Source organism: Ancylobacter polymorphus (genome assembly GCF_030813495.1).
Classification (GTDB): domain Bacteria; phylum Pseudomonadota; class Alphaproteobacteria; order Rhizobiales; family Xanthobacteraceae; genus Ancylobacter; species Ancylobacter polymorphus.
Window position 1 is genome coordinate 130,877 of the sequence record NZ_JAUSUI010000012.1, and the last position, 16,803, is coordinate 147,679.

Consider the following 16,803-nt stretch of genomic DNA (forward strand, 5'->3'; position numbering starts at 1 on the left):
GGATCAGCGCGCGCGGCGACCATTGGCGAGTACGTTGCGGATCGAAAAGCTCGAATGGATGCGCGAGAGGCCGGGAAGGGTCGACAGGATCTCGGTGTGGATGCGTTCGAACTCCGCCGGTGTTTCGACTTCGACACGCAGCAGATAGTCCGAACCGCCGGTCATGAGAAAGCACTCGCGAATTTCCGGGTGCCGGCGCACCGCCGCTTCGAAGCGGTTGAGGTAATCCTCCGTCTGCCGTTCCAGCGTGATGTTGATGATCACGGCAATGGCGGCATCGCGCGCGGAATGATCGACCAGCACGGTATAGCCGCGAATGACGCCGCTGTGCTCCATCGCCTTGATGCGCCGCTGGCAGCTGGAGGGGGAGAGCCCGACCTCGGCGGCGATCTGCGCGCTCGGCATGCGCGCATCGAGGCGCAGAAGGCGCAAAATGTTGCGGTCGATCGAATCCAGAGCGCTCACGGCGATTCCTTCGAAAAATTCGCTGATACGTGCAAAATAGCGCATCCATGCGGCAATCATGCACAGATCGCGGAAAATGTGCATGATTGCTCCGCTATACTTCATCCTCGAGGGGCAAGCGAGGATGAGGCGGGCGATGTTCGGCGACATCTCCAATGACCAGACGGCGATCGACACCGCGCCGGGAATTCTGACCATCGATCTCGGGGCGCTTGCCGCCAATTACCGGCAGCTCAAGCAGCGGGTTGGGGCCGCGCGCGTGGCCGGCGTGGTCAAGGCGGATGCCTATGGCCTCGGCGCGGCGCGCGTCGTCCCGGCGCTCTATGCCGCGGGATGCCGCGACTTCTTCGTCGCCCAGTTCAGCGAGGCGCAGGCCATCATCCGCACGCTCGGCCGCGACGCGCGGCTCTATGTGCTCAACGGCCTGCAGCCCGGCGCCGAGCGGGCCTGCGCGGAGGCGGGGATCATTCCCGTGCTCAACAGCCTCGATCAGCTCGCCAACTGGTCCCGCTGCGCCCGCGCCCGTGGGACGGAACTGCCGGCGCTCCTGCAGTTCGACACCGGCATGTCGCGGCTCGGCCTGCCGCCGGACGACGTCGACATCCTGCTTCAGCAACCCTCGCGGCTGGAGGGCGTGCGGCTGCTGCATGTGATGAGCCACCTCGCCAGCGCCGACGAGCCGAACAGCCCGCAAAATGCCGAGCAACTGGCGGTGATGCGCCGTTTCGCGGCCGCGTTCCCCGGCATCGAGCCGTGCTTTGCCAATTCCGGCGGCATCTTTCTCGGGTCGGACTATCACGGCGCGCTCGTGCGCCCCGGCATCGCGCTCTATGGCGGCGCGCCGACCGCCGGCGTGCCGAACCCTATGCGGCCTGTGGTGCGGCTCGACCTGCGGGTGGTGCAGACAAGGCTCGTGCCGGCGGGCGCCCGGGTCGGTTATGGCGGCGTGCATGTCACATCCGGCGAGCGCCGGCTCGCCACGATCTCAGCCGGCTATGCCGACGGACTGCCGCGCGCGCTCAGCGATCGCGGCGCGGCCTATCATGGTGATGTCAGGCTGCCGATCGTCGGCCGCGTGTCCATGGACAGTCTGACGGTCGACGCCACCGCCCTTCCGCCCGGCACACTCACGCTCGGCACGCTGGTAGAGATCATCGGCCCGCACCAGACGCTGGAAGACGTGGCGCGCGACGCCGGCACCATTCCCTACGAAATCCTCACCGCGCTCGGCAGGCGCTACCATCGCATCTTCCGCTGAGCGCGCGGGCAGGAACAGACCAGAGGCACCTTCCGATGAAGATCGTCATACTCGGCGCCGGTGTGATCGGCGTCACTTCCGCCTATTACCTCGCCAAGGCCGGCCATGAGGTGACGGTGCTCGACCGGCAGCCCGGCCCGGCGCTGGAAACCAGCTATGCCAATGCCGGCGAAGTGTCGCCGGGCTATGCCTCGCCCTGGGCGGCGCCGGGGATCCCGATGAAGGCGCTCAAATGGCTGTTCATGAAGCATGCGCCCTTGATCATCCAGCCGCGTTTCGATGTCGCGACCTGGCGCTGGATGCTGGCGATGCTGCGCAATTGCACCGCCGCGCGCTATGCGGTGAACAAGGGCCGCATGGTCCGCCTCGCCGAATATAGCCGCGATTGCCTGGCCGAGCTGCGCGCGGAAACCGGCATCGCCTATGATGAGCGCATGCAGGGCACGCTTCAGGTGTTCCGCACCCAGAAACAGCTCGACGGCATCGGCAAGGACATTGAGGTGCTGCGGGCCGATGGCGTTCCCTTCGAGGTGCTGGACCGTGCCGGCTGCGTCGCCGCCGAGCCCGGCCTCGCGCGCGCGGCCGAGAAGATCGTCGGCGGCCTGCGCCTGCCCGGCGACGAAACGGGCGACTGCTTCAAATTCACCACCGCGCTGGCCGCGCGGGCCGAGACACTGGGCGTGAGCTTCCGCTACGGGGTCGATATTCGCGGGATCAAAGCCGCGGCCGGGCGCGTCGTCGCCGTGGAAACAGCGGCGGGCGAGGTTCATGCCGACCGCTTCGTCGCCGCGCTCGGCAGCTTCACGCCGCAGCTTCTCGCCCCGCTCGGGCTCGACCTGCCGATCTATCCGGTGAAGGGCTATTCGATCACCGTGCCGATCGTGGACGAGAGGCTGGCGCCGGTTTCGACGGTGATGGACGAGACCTACAAGGTCGCCATCACCCGCCTCGGCGACCGCATCCGCGTCGGCGGCATGGCGGAAATCGCCGGCTTCTCCACCAGCCTGCCGCCCTCCCGCCAGGCGACGCTGGTGCAATCGGTGGAGGACCTGTTCGGCGGCGCCGGCGATCAGAGCCGGGCGTCGTTCTGGTCGGGCCTGCGGCCGATGACGCCGGACGGCACGCCGATCATCGGCCGGACGCGCTACCCGAACCTGTTCCTCAACGCCGGCCACGGCACGTTGGGCTGGACCATGTCCTGCGGTTCATCGCGTGTGCTGGCCGACCTCATCAGCGACCGCACGCCGGAAATCGACGCGGAAGATCTGGCGTTCGCGCGCTACGCGGCGTGACGCGGGCGGGCGACAGCGGGGCGGACGGCCGCGACGCGCCTCAAGGGTTCGCGCGGGCACTCTGTTGCCCCGCTTTCCGCGAAAGAACAGCCCCCACGGCGGCCTGCCGGTCGAACGCGCCTTCCCCGGCATTGCGCCCATAGAGCGCGGCATCGAGGGCGGCGGTCTCGCAGCCGCTCACCTTCAGTCCGAGGTCGCGGCGGCGGCGCAGATAGGCGGCGCACGCGCGGCGAAGGGCAAAGAGGTCTCCGGAGCGGGCCGCGCGCTTCACTTGTTGCCGCGTCGGATCGAGGGGCGAGAGCCGTCGCAGCGCGCGCAGAAGAGGCGCCCGCCGGCGCGGGGACATCCCCGCAAGGCACAGGCCGAGCCCGGTCAGCGCACCCGCGATCCCAGCCGCCGCACCGGCCGCCATGGGCCCGGTCGGCAGCCGGCCGGTGCCGCTCCGATTGTCGTGGAAGCTGGCATAGCCGAAGGGCAGCGCAGGGATTTCCGCTGTCCGCATCGTGCGGCTTGCCGTGTCGAACCAGGGGATGGCCACGGGTGGCAGTACCCCGGGCTCCCCGGTCATGGGCCGCAGATGCCATTCCCACACAACCGTCGTCACCGGGCCGGCGGCGGTCGGGCGCATGTCGCGCTGCTCCGGCGCGGCGAAGCTGATCAGCCATGGCGCGCGCAGGACCGGGCGCGGCGGCAGCATATGCGGCAGCGTACCCTCCGCCGTCAGCGTGACACGGCGAACCAGCGTCTCGCCGTCGCGCAACGCGCCCGGCGCGGCCGACAGCCCGTCCTCGACCGTGAGGGTCTGGGCGGAAAGCGGCGCGCCCTCGCCGGGATAGGGCGCGACCGCAAGGCTGACAGCCGGCGCCGCCACGTCGAGCGGGGCTCGCAGGTTCTTCTCATCGACCACGGTGAGATGATGCGTCACCGGGCCAATCATCAGCGTTCCGGCGTGGCGGGGGAAGACGGCGAGGCGCCGTTCGAACACACGGACGGTGCGCCCGCCGATCTCCTCATCGCGCCATTGGTCGCGCGCCAGCTGCAGCCAGTCATAGTCCTCCGAACCGGGGAAGGTCAGCGTCTCCAGCGCGATGCGGCTGGTATATTCGCCCCTCAGCGTCACCGGAACCATCTCGCCGACGACCGGGCGCGCCCCCTGCGGCAGCAGCAGGCGCAGGCCGTCGCCATAGGCGTCACCGGCGAGCAGAAGCAGGATCAGGCCGGCCCACTTCACCATGTCTCGGCCTCCTCGGGCCGCAGCAGGCCGAGCCCGGCCCGCCGCTCATATTCCTTGCGCAGACGCAGGCGCAGGAATTCGCCGGGATCGTCGGCCAGCGTCTCAAGCCACGCCTCCGAGGCCGCGAAGCCTCGCGCCTCGATCGGCTTCTTCCCGCTGGGATCGGGCGTGCTGGCCAGGATCGGCGCCTCCATCGGGTCGCCGGGGGCGAGGCCGCCCGCACCCGGCAGCCGGCCCGGCACGGTGGTCTCGCCCGTCGTCTTCGGTACCATCGCGTCGACCAGATCGCGGAGCCGGCGCGCCTCGTCGTCGGACGGGTTGGCGAAGAGCACGGCGTCGACATAGGCGACGGAGAGCGCATGACGGCCGGTGGCGGCGAGCGTCAGCGCGCGGTTGAAGGTCTGGCTGCGCCCCGCCTCGGCGAAGGCGGCGTCCGCCGCGGCGTAGTCGCCCGCCCGGTACAGGGCGAGCCCCCGTGCCGCCGCGTCGTCCAGCACGCGCGCGGCCGTGACCGGCGCGCCGATCCGCAGGAGAAGGCGGCCCCAGGCGGCGGGGCCGGCGGCAAGCACGCAGGCGAGCCCGATCCCGGCGACGAGAGCGAGACGCGGGCGCAGGCCGGCCTTCATGCGCGCCTCCGGAAAAGGCCCAGCAAGGGCAGCCCCGCCAGCGCCGCGAGACAGGGGCCGAGATCGAGATAGGCCAGCGTCGAGAGCGCCGGATCGCGCTCCAGAGCGCCCCGCTGCGCCAGCCGGGCCAGAACGGGGGAAGGGGCGCGCGCGGGCGCGGCGAGGCTTCCCAAGGCTTCGAGCGCCGCCGGATCGCTCACGCCGCCGGCCGATCCGGTCAGGGTGAGCACGGAAAGCCGGACGCCATCGCCGGCGAGACGCCCCGCCTCCGCCCGGGCGGCGCCGTCGACACCGCCGCCATCGGAAATCAGCACGAGATCGGCGCCCCGGCTCGCCCGCAGCATCTGCCGCGCCAGCGCCAGCGCACTGGCGGGGCGGCTGCCACCGTCCGGCATGGTGTCGCCGGCGAGCACGGCGATCTGGCTTTCCAGCGTCGCGGGGTCGGCGGTGGGCGCCGCCACCTCATAGGCTTCACCGGAATAGAGCAGCATGCCGACCGGCCGTCCGGACGCGGCCGTCAGGACAGCGGCGGCGGCGGCCTGCGCGTCGGCCAGGGCGGGGCCTTGCGCAACCGATGGCGACATGTCGAGGGCGATAAGAACCGCCCCGCTGCCGGCGAGCACCGGCGCATCCGCGCGCGGCACGGCGGGTCCGCACAGGCCGAGGCTGAGCAAGAGCGCCGACGCGAGCAAGGCGACGCCCTGGCGGCGGGCCCCTCCCCCCATATGCCCCAGCGTCCGCATCGCCTCGAACATCGCCGGCGGCATCACCCGCTCCCAGCCGCCGGCGGCGGGCCCTTGCCGCCAGTGCCACAGCGCGAGGGCGGCGAGCAGCGGCAGGGCAAGAAGCCACCCGGGACGCAGGAGAACCAGCTCGCTCATCGGCGCCTCCACCCCGCGAGCAGCACCACCAGTGCCAGCGCCGCGCCACCCGGCCACATCCAGAGCGAGCGCCAGTAGCGCAATGGCGGGCGCTTCATCGGGTTCGGCTCAAGTTCATCCAGTGTCGCCGCCATCGCTTCGAGATCCGCCATGCTGCGCACGCGGAAACTGGCGCCCCCTCCGGCCACGGCGATCTCCCGCAAGGCGACGGCGTCCACGGCCTCGCGCGAGGCCGGCTGATCTTCGAGATCCTCGGGGCCGAGCGCGATGGTATGCACCCGCACCCCATGGCCGGCCGCCAGCCGCGCGACATCCGACGCCAGAACCTTGCCCGATGTATCCACCCCGTCCGAGAGCAGGACCACGACCTTGGTGGTGGCGTCGCTGCCCATGATCCGGCGCGTCGCCAGCCCCAGCCCATCCGAAATGGCCGTGGAGCGGCCCGAAATGCCGATCTGGGCGGCCTCGATGGCGCGGGCGACGGACGCGACATCGAAGGTCGGCGGCTGCGCGACATAGGCCCGGTCGCCGAAGATCACCAGCCCGATCCGGTCGCCCTGGCGCGCGGCCACGAAACGCGCGGCGACGCGCTTGACCGCCTCCAGCCGCGAGAGCGGTTTGCCGTCGAGAACGAAATCCTGCTTCAGCATGCTGCCGGAGAGGTCGAGGGCCAGCAGAATTTCCCGGCCCGACGCCGTCACCAGATGCCGCGTCGCCGCGACCTGCGGGCCGGCGAGCGCCAGAACCAGCGCGCTCCAGGCCGCGACGAGCACCGCGTGACCGGCCCGCTCCTCGCCATGCCGCGCCGGCAGCGCCGCAGCGAAGGTGGCGGGCGCCACGGTAAGCGCGGCTTCCCCCGGCGCCCGCGCCGTCGGAAGCAGGCGCGCAAGCAGCGGGAGCGGAAGCAGCAGCAGGGCGAGCGGAAAGGCGAGGGAGAGAGAGGCGATCATCGCCGTGCCCGCCGCGCCTTGAGAGCGATGCGCTCGACCGTTTCCGGCGACAGAGGCGGCGCACTGCCATAGGCCATGGCGCGCAGCTCCTCCGGCAGGTGGCCAAGGACACGGCCGATCGCCAGCACCCGCTCCTGCGGCGGCATTCCCCGTGTAGCGCGGAGGAGCGCGCGCCGCGACGGACGCCGCTCGACGAAGGGGGCCGCCAGAAGCGCGAGCAGCGCCGCCGCCAGCAGCCCGGCGCCGAACAGCAGCAGCAGGTCGGCGGCGCTCATCTGCATGAGTGCCGGCGGCAGGCGCCCTTCCGGCAGGGCCGCAATGAGTTCAGCCTGCGTCATGGGCGACCACCTCAAGGCCGACATTCAGGGCGTAGAGACGCTGCGCCAGCACCGCGCGGTCGAACGGGCGCAGCCGCGCGCGGCGGGCCAGCCCGCCGGCCCTGAGCGGCAGCGCAACGGCGGGAGGCGCGGTCTCGATCCTGTCGAGTGGCAACAGCACCCTGACGAGACGGCGGCGGGCGAGCCGGACCAAGGCCGGCTCGTCTTCCGGCGCGAGGCCGTCCGGGCCCGTGGCGACAAGCACCTCGCCGCCGGGTGGGCAGAGCCGCATGGCGCGGATGAGCGCCTCCTCCAGCGACGGCACCACGCCGCCACCCGCGAGCGCCCGGTCGTGACAACTGGCGAGCATGTGGCAGACGCGGACCATCTGCGGGGCGCCGCCGGCCAGCGGTACGGCGGCCACGCCCTCGGCGCTGACGCCGATCGCCGCCAGCGAGGCCCCCCGCGCCACCGCCTGCCACCCTCGCCGCGCCGCCAGCCGCGCCGCGCGCACCGAGCGCAGCGAGGCACCCGTGCCCCACAGCATGAGCGGGCGGAAATCGACGATCAGCAGCAGCGTGTCGTCCCGGTCCTCGTGAAAGCTGCGGATATGCGGGATGCCGGTGCGGGCAGTGGCGGAAGGGTCGAGGCGGCGGGCGTCGTCGCCCTCGGCAAAGGCGCGGATCTCGCGCAGATCCATCCCCGCTCCCGGCGCCCGGGCGGGAACGGCGCCGGGCCGGCGGGACGCCGGCTGGGCGCGCCCGGTCCTGAGAGCCCCCTCGCGCAGCGCCAGCAATTCGCGCGCCTCAAGCCGAAGGCCGGGCGCCGCCAGCGCGGGGCTCACCACGGCGCGACCCGATGCAGTATGTCGGCAACCAGCGTTCGCCCGCTCCGCCCCTCACCGATGGCCGACCAGCTCGGCACAAGCCGGTGGGCGAGCGCATCGGGCGCGAGGGCGATGACATCTTCCGGCAGCACATAGTCACGTGCCCGGAGCCAGGCGCGCGCCTGCGCCGCCACCGCCAGCGCCAGCGTGCCACGCGGCGAGACCGGATGCTCCACCCATTGCGCGACAGCGCCGCCGGGCCGCGACGCCATGACCAGCCGGACGATGAAGTCCTTCAGCGCCGGCGCCAGATGCACCCGCGCCACCTCGTCCTTCGCGGCCCGAAGGGCATCGGCGCCGAGCGGGAGGGCGAGGAAGGCGGGGGTATCGATGCGCTCGGCGGAGACCAGATCGAGAATCGCGCGCTCCTGCTCGGCCTGCGGAAGGCCAAGCGCGAGATGCAGCAGGAACCGATCCATCTGCGCCTCCGGCAGCGGAAAGGTGCCCTCGTGCTCGATTGGGTTCTGGGTGGCCACGACCATGAAGGGCTCGGGCAGCGCGCGACTGACGCCCGCGCTCGTCACCTGACCCTCGGCCATGGCCTCCAGCAACGCCGACTGCACCTTGGGCGGGGCGCGGTTGATCTCGTCCACCAGCACCAGCGCATGGAACAGCGGGCCGGGCACGAAATCGAAGCCGCCGCTCTCCGGGCGGAACACCTGCGTGCCCGTGAGGTCCGAGGGCAACAGGTCCGGCGTGCACTGGATGCGCGCATGGCTGCCGGGAAGGTGGGCGGCGAGCCGCTTGACCGCGCGCGTCTTGGCGATGCCCGGCGGCCCTTCGATCAGCACATGGCCGCCGGCGAGAAGGGCGATCAGCAGCCGCTCCACCAGTTCCTCATGGCCGATCAGACCGGCGGCGACGGCGGCGCCGAGCTGCGCAACCGGATGGCTCATCTCATTCATGCGGCGGGCTTCCCGTGGCAGCGACCTCCGCCAGCATGGACGACCCGGCCGAAGCCGCCAGAGAGAGCCTCCCGCCCGATCCGGGAAGATCGCCCGGGTCAGAGCGGCAGGCGGGCGACCGCGCGCATGCCGTTTTCGACCGGGGACAGCTCAAAGCTGCCGCCAAGCGCATCGACCCGCTCACGGATGCCGAGCAGGCCATAGCCATCGTCGATCGTGCCGTCATGGCGGGGCGAGCCGTCATCGGCAGTGGTCAGGACGATCGCGTCGCCGACCTCGATGTGCAGCGAAATATGCGTTGGCGTGCCGTGCCGGACGGCGTTGGTCACGCATTCCTGGGCGATGCGGTAGAGGCTGAGCGCCAGAGCGTCCGGCACGGCGTCAATGGGGCCGGCGAGCGTCAGATCGAAACGGACCGCCGGCACGCGCGCGCGCCAGTTGGCGATCATGCGCTCGACGGCCGGGCGCAGGCCCAGATCATCGAGGTCCGGCGGGCGAAGCCGGGCCAGCTCGGCCCGCAGGCTGTCCATCATCTGGCCGGAAATCTCGGCGATGCGCGCCCCGTCCTGCGCCGTGCTTTCTCCCGATTGCGCGATCGCCGCCGCCATGGCCCGGGTCGCCGTGAGGCACTGGCCGAACTCGTCGTGCAATTCGCGCGCCAGCGCCCGCCGCTCATTCTCCTGCACCGAGAAAAGCCGGCGCGTCAGCTCGGCCCGCACGGCCTGCGCCTCCTGCAGCGCCACCGCCGTCTCGTTCACCGCGCGGCTCAGCCGGTCGAATTCCGCCACCCGCAGGCGCGGCAGGCGGGCGGCGAAGTCGCCATGCTGCAAGCGCTCGATTCCGCGCACCACAATCGCGAACGGCGCCAGCAACCGGATCATGAGCAGGCCGGTCAGCAGGGCGCCGCCAATGGCCATGCCCATCGCCACCCGCATCAGGTCGCCCGTGCGGGCCCAGGCGCGGGTGACGATGACGCCGGGATCGGCAATCGCCGTCACATAGGCGTCGGTGACGTAGCGGGTGCGCACCGGCACGGCGACCGGCGCCGGCACCAGACCAAGCCGGTTGGCCAGCCAGACGAACCAATCCGGCGGCGTGGCCGCCGCCAGATAGGGCCCGCAACGACGCTGTATCGGCTGGTCACGGGGGCCGAGCTCGACGCAAATGCCCGGAGCAATGAGGCTCCAGGCGGGAAATTGCTGCCAGTCACGAAAGACCGGCGTCGGCGCCACGCCGCCGAAGGCCAGCCCCTCGAAACTCGGGCGGGCGGCGATGGCGTCGGAGACGAGCGTGGCCGTCGTTTGCGCGTCGCGGCGCGCCGCGTTCGCCGTGTCCCACAGCACCCATCCCGCTGCGACGACGAGCGTGAGCAGTCCGGCGGCCAATACCCGCACGACGAGCTGCGGGACGAGGCCGCGCATCACGGCACTGGCACGAGGCCGGCGCGCTGCGCCTTGAGCACGAGGTCGGCATCCCCCGACGCGCCCAGCTTGGCCCGGATCTGCGACAGGTTGTTCTGAACGGTCTTGGACGAGAGCTGGAGGTCGCGGGCGATGGCGCGGCCGTTCATGCCCCGCATCAGCATGAGGAGAATGTCCCGCTCGCGCGGGGTGAGGCCGGCGGTGGGGTCGTCCTCGACCACGCTGCGCGCGAAGTCCTGCGCCACATCGGTGGACAGGGCGCGCCGCCCGCCCATCACCGTCGCGATGGCGCGGACGAGTTCGTCCGGCGGGCTGGACTTGGAGACGAAGCCGCGCGCCCCGGCCGCCATCGCCTTCTGCGCGAACACGGCACCCTGATGCATCGAAACGATGAGAATCCGCGCCCGGGGATCGTCCGCCAGGATCGCCTCCACCGCCGGGAAGCCTCCCCCGCCCGGCATGGAGAGGTCCATCAGCACGATGTCGGGCCGGTGCTCGGCGAAAGCCGCCCGCGCCGCCTCGCCATCGCCGGCCTCGGCGACGACGGAAAGCCCCGGCTGGCGCCCGAGCAGACGGCGATAGCCCTCGCGCACAATCGGATGATCGTCGACCAGGAGAATGCGGATGGGGTCCATGAGCACACGATAGCGCGGGGGGCGCACGGCACCAAGAGCCGCGCCCCTGACGCGCGGCGTCGCAAGGTCTCCTGCCCTGTCACTCCGGCCTTGATGACAGGCGCGGACGATCCGCCAGCCCGGCGACGCCTTCGGCATTGTAGCGGGCGATCCAGTTCAGCAGCGTGCGCGGACGTCTATGGGCGCAGGCGGCCGCCTCCGTGAGGCTGGCGCCGGCGCGCACATGGGCCACGGCTCGCATGCGAAGCGAGGCGCGCAGGCTGGGCGTCTTGCGCGCGAGCAGCCGCAGCGCGTGGGCCGTGAGATCGGCGCGGACGGGCTTGCGGCATCCGCGCGGGCATCCGGCAGCGACGCCGTCACGACACCTCCGACGCCAGGGTCGCCGCCAGCAAAACCATGCCGAGGCGCGAGAGTCGGTCGAGGAGGGGCAGCGCGACATTCTCCGCCATGGTCAGGTTGGGAAACAGCGCCTGCTTGCGCCGGTCCTCCGGGATCAGCGCCACGCCGATGTCGAGCGCATCGGACGGGCTGTCGATGCGCATGGGACGCCCCTCGGCGAAGATCTCGCCGTGATAGGCGATGAGGCCGCTGAGCGCCTTCTCGATCTGCTCCATGCCGCCGCCAATGGGGCCGGTGATGCCGAGAATGTCGCTGCGATGGACGCGCAAGCTGGTCGGGCTCAGCTTGGCGGTGCCGAGCGCCTTCACCTCCAGCGCCACGTCCGGGCGCGCGAAGCCGGGATTGGCGATTTCAAGGTCCGAGGCCGAGCGGTTGACCATCAGCCGCGTCACTTCCGCCTCGTCGATCTCGCCGCGGGCGAGGGTCGCCACCACACGACCGTCGCGCAGAATGGTCGCCCGGTCGCAGAGCAGCTTCACCTCGTTCAGCCGGTGCGAGATGTAGACGATGGTCAGCCCTTCCGCCTTGAAGCGGCGGATGAGGGCGAACAGCAACTCGCTCTCGCGCCCGGAGAGGCGGGCCGTGGGCTCGTCGAGGATGATGACCTTGAACTTGCGGTGGAACAGCGTCGCCAGCGTCAGCATCTGCATCTGCGCGGCGGTGAGCGCGCCGGCGCGGGCGGCGGGGTCGATATCGAGGCCGATGCGGGAAAGAATGCGTCCCGCCTCCCGCTCCATCGCCCGCCGGTCGATCCAGCGGCTCTCGCTGCCGAGCAGCAGGTTCTCGGCCACGGTCATGTTCCAGGCGAGTTCGGCGTCCTGATAGACCGCGCCAACGCCCGCCTCATTGGCCGCCTTGGGCGAGTGGCCGTGGAAGGGCTCGCCCTCGATGCGGATATCGCCGCTGGAGGCGGTGTAGACGCAGGTCAGTATCTTGATGAGCGTCGACTTGCCCGCGCCATTCTCGCCGAGAAGGCCGTGGATCTCGCCGCGCGCAAGCGACATGTCGATGCCCTTGAGCACATGGACGCCGGAAAAATCCTCCCGGAGGTCGCGGATTTCGACGATGGGGCGCGCATCCATGACCGACCTCAAATGAACCGAAGGTAAAGTTCTTCGCGGTTGAGCAGCGCATTGGTGCCCCCGCCGGCTGGAGCTTCGCCGAGCTCCTGCCCTATTTCCGCAAGGTCGAGGCGTTCGAGGGCCCGGCGGGAGAGACGCGCGGACGCGGCGGCGCCTTGGCGATCACAGAGGTGGGGCTGCGCCCGCCGCTGGCCGACGCCTTCATCGCTGCCGCACAGCAGGCCGGATACGGTCTCAACCGCGACTATAATGACAGGCATCAGGAAGGCTTCGGCCATATCAGGCGACCCAGCGCCGTGGCCGCCGCGTGTCGGCCACGTCCGCCTATCTCGATCCGGCACGGGGCAGGCGCAATCTCGCAATCGTCACCCACGCGCATGTGCTGAAGATCGACGCGGAGGGCCGCCGCGCGGTGGGCGCCACGTTCCGGCGGCACGGGCAGACGGTGGGCGTCCGGGCGGGGCGCGAGGTCATCCTCTGCGCCGGCGGCGTGCAGACGCCGCACATTCTCGACCTCTCCGGCATCGGCCATCCCACCCATCTCAAGCCGCTCGGCATCGAGATCGTGCTGGCGCTGCCCGGGGTGGGTGAGAACTACCAGGACCATTTCTGCACCCGCATGAACTGGCGGGTGAACCGCCCCATCACGCTGAACGAGCAGTCGCGCGGCCTGCCGCTCGCCCGCTCCGTGCTGCAGTATGTCGCGTCCGGCCGTGGAATCCTTTCACTTGGAACGGGGCTCGCTTTCGGTTTCGTCAAGACCCGGCCGGGACTGAAGGACGCCGATGCGCAGCTTTCCTTCATGCACGTCGATCAGGAGATACGTGAAATCTCGCCCACGATCGTCGCCGCGCAGGGTTTCGGCGATATCCGCAACACCCGATGCGATGGTCTCGTCGTCGCCTCGCGCGTTCGCACCTCGCTGGTGATGACCCGCTCGGCCCGGGGCTGGGGTATTTCCCTGCACCATTTCTCGCACATCCCTGTCAGCTTTCCGAAAAAGGCGCCGGAGGTCGACCCCTAGGGCCATACCCGGCACGTATCGGTTTCGCCCCCCGTCTCACGGCCAGTGCCGGCCCGTCTTGATCTCTGGCGCCGGTGTTGCCATCTCAGGCGCCTCGTTCATCCATGTGACGGTTCGCCATGACCACCGAGACCTTTGAGAGCCGCCCTTTCGAGGCCGATGTTTCCCGTCTGCTGCACATGATGGTGCACTCGGTCTATTCCGACCGCGACGTGTTCCTGCGGGAGTTGATCTCCAACGCCGCCGATGCCTGCGAGAAGCTGCGTTACGAGGCCATCACCCAACCGGAGTTGCTCGGCGACGATCCCGCCCTCGCCATCACCCTCTCGGCCGATCCGGAGGCCGGTATTCTCACCATCGCCGATAACGGCATCGGCATGAGCCGCGACGAGCTGATCGAGGCGCTCGGCACCATCGCCCGCTCCGGCACGCGCAGCTTCATGGACCGCATCGCCGAGGCGGAGGGTAAAGAAGGCGCCAAGGAAGGCACCCAGCTGATCGGCCAGTTCGGCGTCGGCTTCTATTCCGCCTTCATGGTCGCGGCGAAGGTGGATGTGGTCAGCCGCCGCGCCGGAAGCGAGGAGGCCTGGCTGTGGTCCTCGGACGGCAAGGGCGCCTTCACCGTCGCCCCCGTGGCGCTGGAAGAAGCCCCGGCGCGCGGCACGACGGTCACGCTCCATCTCGCCGACGACGCCAGGACCTATGCCGAGCGCTGGACGCTGGAGCGCATCGTCAAGGAGCAATCCGGCCATGTGCCGGTGCCGATCCGCTTCATCGAGAAGCCCGGCGCGGAGGCATCCGCGCTTTCCGACGGTGCGGCGCTGTGGACGCGCGCCCGCTCCGAGATTTCGGCGCAGGACTACACCGATTTCTACCGCAGCGTCGCCGGCCAGTATGACGAGCCCGCGCTGACCGTACATTTCCGCGCCGAGGGCCGGCACGAGTATACGGCGCTGGTGTTCGTGCCCGGCGCGCGGCCCTTCGACCTTTTCGACGCCGACCGCAAGGGCCGCATCAAGCTCTATGTGAAGCGGGTCTTCATCACCGACGATGCCGAGCTGCTGCCGCGCTATCTGCGCTTCGTGCGCGGCGTGGTCGACAGCGCCGACCTCCCGCTCAACGTCTCGCGCGAGATGATCCAGGACAGCCCGCTGCTGGGCGCCATCAAGAAGGGCGTGACCAACCGGGTGATCTCGGAACTCGCCAAGCTCGCCGATACCGATGCCGAGGCGTTCGGCAAGGTGTGGGAGAATTTCGGCGCGGTGATCAAGGAAGGGCTCTATGAGGATTTCGAGCGTCGCGAACAGCTGCTGAACCTCGCCCGCTTCAAGACCACCGCCTCCGGCGAGGGCACGCGCAGCCTCAAGGAGTACGCCGCCGGCCTGAAGGAGAACCAGACCGCGATCTATTACATCGCCGGCGACGATGCGGCGCGCATCGCCCACTCGCCGCATCTCGAAGGTTTCCGCGCGCGCGGCATCGAGGTGCTGCTGCTGGCCGACCCCGTCGATGCCTTCTGGGTGGCGAACGGGCTCGATTATGAGGGCAAGCCGTTCAAGTCGATCACGCAGGGCGCCGCCGATCTCGGACTGATTCCGCTCCTCGATACCGAGGCCCCGCCCGCCGGCACGGCGAGCGAGGAGGTGACGGCCCTTATCGGCGCGCTGAAGGCGGAACTGGGCGAGGAGGTCGCCGATGTGCGTCCCTCCGACCGCCTCACCGACAGTGCGGTGTGCCTCGTGGCCTCGGAGAGCGGTCCCGACCGGCAATTCGAGCGCTTCCTCGCCGCGTCCGGGCGTCTCGGCAGCGCGGCCAAGCCGATCCTGGAAATCAACCCGCGCCATGCCATGATCGTCAGCCTTGCCGGCAGTACGGACGCCGCCACGCGGGCAGATGCCGCGCATCTTCTGCTCGACGCGGCCCGCGTGCTCGATGGCGAGCGGCCGGGCGATGCCGCCGCTTTCTCGGAACGGCTGTTCCGGCTGATGGCGCGCGGCCTCGGCACCGTCTAACGGGCTTCCCTGCCCCTGGTCGTCGCTTCCGGTTAGGCTGGGACATCGAATCGAGAGAGCCATGTCCCGCCGCACCGGAAGCGCCGACCTTCCCCTTCATGCCGGCCGGGTTCCGCCCTGGCTGGCGGAGCGGATGACCATTCTCGGCGCGGTCATCAGCGAGGCCATCGTCCATCATTATGGACGCGACGAACTGCTGCGCCGGCTGGCGCACCCGTTCTGGTTCCAGTCCTTCGGCGCCGTCATGGGCATGGACTGGCACTCCTCCGGCATCACCACCAGCGTCATCGGCGCGCTCAAGCGCGGCTTGCAGCCGCTCGCCGGCGAGCTCGGCATCCATGTCTGTGGCGGGCGCGGCCGGCATTCGCGCAAGACGCCGCAGGAGCTGATGACTGTGGGCGAGCGCACCGGCTGCGACGGCGAGGCGCTGGGAAAGGCGAGCCGCCTCGTCGCCAAGATCGACAGCGCCGCCGTGCAGGACGGCTTCGACCTCTATCTGCACGGGTTCATCGTCACCGATGACGGGCATTGGGTGGTGGTGCAGCAGGGCATGAACGACGCGTCCCGGCAGGCGCGGCGCTATCACTGGCTCTCGGAGGGGCTGCAGAGTTTTCTCGACGACCCGCATGCCGCGGTCGACGGCCCACCGCAGGGCGAGATCGTCAACCTCGCCGATGCCCGCGCCGCACGCTCGCGCAGCGGCCAGTTGGACCTGCTGGAAAGCCTCGGCCCCGACGGCATCGCCCGCGCCTTTGCCGGTCTCGACGGCGGGGCGGCGCCGCCTGCGCCCGTGAGCGGCCAGCTGGAACTGCCGCACCTCATCCTGCCGGCACATCACGAGGTGCGCGCCAAGGACGTGGTGCTGCCGCGCCTGCAGGCGGCGCTGGCGGCGGCGGCGGATCGCGGGCCCGAGGATTTCACCGATCTGCTGCTGGTGCCGGGCGTCGGCGCCCGCACCGTGGAAGCGCTCGCTCTGGTGGCGGAAGTGGTGCACGGCGCGCCGTGCCGCTTCTCCGATCCCGCGCGCTTTTCCTATGCCCATGGCGGCAAGGACCGGCATCCCTTTCCGGTGCCGCTGAAGGTCTATGACCACACCATCGCGGTGATGAAGGCGGCGGTGCGCAAGGCCAAACTCGGCCAGTCGGAGGAGCTTGCCGCGATCCGCCGGCTGGACGACCAGGCACGCCAGATCGAGCGCGTCGCCGGTGGGCGCGACTGGGACGCCATCGTCGCGGACGAACTGCGCTCATCGCCGCGCTATGGCGGGCGCAGCGTGTTCGGCGCGGAGGACGAACTCCGCGCCGCGCCGGGCGCCGCTTCGCTCAGAACTTCAGCGAGAACTGGGCGGTGAAGGCGTTTTGCGAGGCGTCGCCGGCGAGCTGGCCGGCATAGGTGGCGCCGATCTGCGCAGTGGGC

18 protein-coding genes are annotated in these 16,803 nt (G+C 70.5%); 6 read left to right on the forward strand and 12 right to left on the reverse strand.

Annotation, left to right across the window (positions count from 1 at the left end; translation table 11 throughout):
- Positions 1-3: 3 nt before the first annotated feature.
- Positions 4-465, reverse strand: a complete 462-nt coding sequence (locus J2S75_RS21485; protein ID WP_244377105.1) for an Lrp/AsnC family transcriptional regulator — start codon at positions 463-465, stop codon at positions 4-6.
- Between the two features lie 136 nt (positions 466-601).
- Between J2S75_RS21485 and alr the strand changes: the two genes are divergently transcribed.
- Together alr and J2S75_RS21495 are read left to right on the forward strand one after the other, a co-directional pair.
- Positions 602-1,723, forward strand: a complete 1,122-nt coding sequence (gene alr, locus J2S75_RS21490; protein ID WP_307023143.1) for an alanine racemase — start codon at positions 602-604, stop codon at positions 1,721-1,723.
- Positions 1,720-3,015 carry a D-amino acid dehydrogenase gene (locus tag J2S75_RS21495; RefSeq protein ID WP_307023182.1) on the forward strand — a complete coding sequence of 432 codons (1,296 nt, stop codon included), beginning with the start codon at positions 1,720-1,722 and terminating at the stop codon, positions 3,013-3,015. Before alr ends, J2S75_RS21495 begins: the two co-directional genes overlap by 4 nt.
- Before the next feature lie 40 nt (positions 3,016-3,055).
- Here the strand turns inward: J2S75_RS21495 and J2S75_RS21500 are convergent, their stop codons facing one another.
- The 11 genes from J2S75_RS21500 to J2S75_RS21550 all read right to left on the reverse strand — a co-directional run bounded on the left by J2S75_RS21500 (position 3,056) and on the right by J2S75_RS21550 (position 12,351).
- On the reverse strand, positions 3,056-4,249 hold the full coding sequence (locus J2S75_RS21500) for a hypothetical protein (protein WP_307023145.1): 1,194 nt from the start codon (positions 4,247-4,249) through the stop codon (positions 3,056-3,058).
- Positions 4,243-4,875, reverse strand: a complete 633-nt coding sequence (locus tag J2S75_RS21505; protein WP_307023147.1) for a hypothetical protein — start codon at positions 4,873-4,875, stop codon at positions 4,243-4,245. Before J2S75_RS21505 ends, J2S75_RS21500 begins: the two co-directional genes overlap by 7 nt.
- Positions 4,872-5,756, reverse strand: coding sequence for a vWA domain-containing protein (locus tag J2S75_RS21510; protein ID WP_307023149.1), 885 nt, complete (start codon positions 5,754-5,756; stop codon positions 4,872-4,874). Before J2S75_RS21510 ends, J2S75_RS21505 begins: the two co-directional genes overlap by 4 nt.
- A complete protein-coding gene (locus tag J2S75_RS21515) occupies positions 5,753-6,706 on the reverse strand; it encodes a VWA domain-containing protein (protein ID WP_307023151.1) in 954 nt (317 codons plus the stop codon). The genes J2S75_RS21510 and J2S75_RS21515 overlap by 4 nt, the downstream gene beginning before the upstream one ends.
- Complete coding sequence (locus J2S75_RS21520; RefSeq protein ID WP_307023153.1) at positions 6,703-7,044, reverse strand: hypothetical protein; 342 nt, start codon at positions 7,042-7,044, stop codon at positions 6,703-6,705. The genes J2S75_RS21515 and J2S75_RS21520 overlap by 4 nt, the downstream gene beginning before the upstream one ends.
- Positions 7,031-7,870 (reverse strand): DUF58 domain-containing protein, encoded by an 840-nt coding sequence (locus J2S75_RS21525; RefSeq protein ID WP_307023155.1) that lies wholly within the window; start codon positions 7,868-7,870, stop codon positions 7,031-7,033. Before J2S75_RS21525 ends, J2S75_RS21520 begins: the two co-directional genes overlap by 14 nt.
- Positions 7,864-8,814 (reverse strand): AAA family ATPase, encoded by a 951-nt coding sequence (locus J2S75_RS21530; protein ID WP_307023157.1) that lies wholly within the window; start codon positions 8,812-8,814, stop codon positions 7,864-7,866. The genes J2S75_RS21525 and J2S75_RS21530 overlap by 7 nt, the downstream gene beginning before the upstream one ends.
- Positions 8,815-8,912: 98 nt before the next feature.
- Positions 8,913-10,235: a histidine kinase gene (locus tag J2S75_RS21535; RefSeq protein WP_307023159.1), complete on the reverse strand. Its 1,323-nt coding sequence runs from the start codon at positions 10,233-10,235 to the stop codon at positions 8,913-8,915.
- Positions 10,235-10,870, reverse strand: coding sequence for a response regulator (locus tag J2S75_RS21540; protein ID WP_307023161.1), 636 nt, complete (start codon positions 10,868-10,870; stop codon positions 10,235-10,237). Before J2S75_RS21540 ends, J2S75_RS21535 begins: the two co-directional genes overlap by 1 nt.
- Positions 10,871-10,949: 79 nt before the next feature.
- The gene (locus tag J2S75_RS21545; RefSeq protein WP_307023163.1) at positions 10,950-11,309 is read right to left on the reverse strand and encodes a helix-turn-helix domain-containing protein; all 360 of its coding nucleotides are present in this window, start codon (positions 11,307-11,309) and stop codon (positions 10,950-10,952) included.
- Positions 11,227-12,351 (reverse strand): ATP-binding cassette domain-containing protein, encoded by a 1,125-nt coding sequence (locus J2S75_RS21550; protein ID WP_307023165.1) that lies wholly within the window; start codon positions 12,349-12,351, stop codon positions 11,227-11,229. Before J2S75_RS21550 ends, J2S75_RS21545 begins: the two co-directional genes overlap by 83 nt.
- Before the next feature lie 86 nt (positions 12,352-12,437).
- On the opposite strand from J2S75_RS21550, the gene J2S75_RS22525 reads away from it, so the two are divergent.
- The 4 genes from J2S75_RS22525 (at position 12,438) to J2S75_RS21565 (ending at position 16,738) form a co-directional block, all read left to right on the forward strand.
- Entirely contained in the window at positions 12,438-12,737 is a 300-nt protein-coding gene (locus J2S75_RS22525; RefSeq protein ID WP_370874199.1) for a hypothetical protein, read from the forward strand.
- Entirely contained in the window at positions 12,659-13,375 is a 717-nt protein-coding gene (locus tag J2S75_RS21555) for a GMC family oxidoreductase N-terminal domain-containing protein (protein ID WP_370874197.1), read from the forward strand. The genes J2S75_RS22525 and J2S75_RS21555 overlap by 79 nt, the downstream gene beginning before the upstream one ends.
- Positions 13,376-13,494: 119 nt before the next feature.
- Positions 13,495-15,387, forward strand: a complete 1,893-nt coding sequence (htpG, locus tag J2S75_RS21560) for a molecular chaperone HtpG (protein WP_307023167.1) — start codon at positions 13,495-13,497, stop codon at positions 15,385-15,387.
- A gap of 61 nt (positions 15,388-15,448) precedes the next feature.
- The gene (locus tag J2S75_RS21565) at positions 15,449-16,738 is read left to right on the forward strand and encodes a DUF763 domain-containing protein (RefSeq protein ID WP_307023168.1); all 1,290 of its coding nucleotides are present in this window, start codon (positions 15,449-15,451) and stop codon (positions 16,736-16,738) included.
- Positions 16,739-16,803: the final 65 nt, after the last annotated feature.

What these genes read in the sequence shown, in the direction of transcription:
- J2S75_RS21540 (WP_307023161.1), bottom strand. Translation starts at nt 10,870, where the DNA reads ATGGACCCCATCCGCATTCTCCTGGTCGACGATCATCCGATTGTGCGC.
- alr (WP_307023143.1), top strand. Translation starts at nt 602, where the DNA reads ATGTTCGGCGACATCTCCAATGACCAGACGGCGATCGACACCGCGCCG.
- J2S75_RS21545 (WP_307023163.1), bottom strand. Translation starts at nt 11,309, where the DNA reads ATGTCGCGCTGCCCCTCCTCGACCGACTCTCGCGCCTCGGCATGGTTT.
- J2S75_RS21515 (WP_307023151.1), bottom strand. Translation starts at nt 6,706, where the DNA reads ATGATCGCCTCTCTCTCCCTCGCCTTTCCGCTCGCCCTGCTGCTGCTT.
- J2S75_RS21535 (WP_307023159.1), bottom strand. Translation starts at nt 10,235, where the DNA reads ATGCGCGGCCTCGTCCCGCAGCTCGTCGTGCGGGTATTGGCCGCCGGA.
- htpG (WP_307023167.1), top strand. Translation starts at nt 13,495, where the DNA reads ATGACCACCGAGACCTTTGAGAGCCGCCCTTTCGAGGCCGATGTTTCC.
- J2S75_RS21530 (WP_307023157.1), bottom strand. Translation starts at nt 8,814, where the DNA reads ATGAATGAGATGAGCCATCCGGTTGCGCAGCTCGGCGCCGCCGTCGCC.
- J2S75_RS21550 (WP_307023165.1), bottom strand. Translation starts at nt 12,351, where the DNA reads ATGGATGCGCGCCCCATCGTCGAAATCCGCGACCTCCGGGAGGATTTT.
- J2S75_RS21505 (WP_307023147.1), bottom strand. Translation starts at nt 4,875, where the DNA reads ATGAAGGCCGGCCTGCGCCCGCGTCTCGCTCTCGTCGCCGGGATCGGG.
- J2S75_RS21500 (WP_307023145.1), bottom strand. Translation starts at nt 4,249, where the DNA reads ATGGTGAAGTGGGCCGGCCTGATCCTGCTTCTGCTCGCCGGTGACGCC.
- J2S75_RS21510 (WP_307023149.1), bottom strand. Translation starts at nt 5,756, where the DNA reads ATGAGCGAGCTGGTTCTCCTGCGTCCCGGGTGGCTTCTTGCCCTGCCG.
- J2S75_RS21565 (WP_307023168.1), top strand. Translation starts at nt 15,449, where the DNA reads ATGTCCCGCCGCACCGGAAGCGCCGACCTTCCCCTTCATGCCGGCCGG.
- J2S75_RS21520 (WP_307023153.1), bottom strand. Translation starts at nt 7,044, where the DNA reads ATGACGCAGGCTGAACTCATTGCGGCCCTGCCGGAAGGGCGCCTGCCG.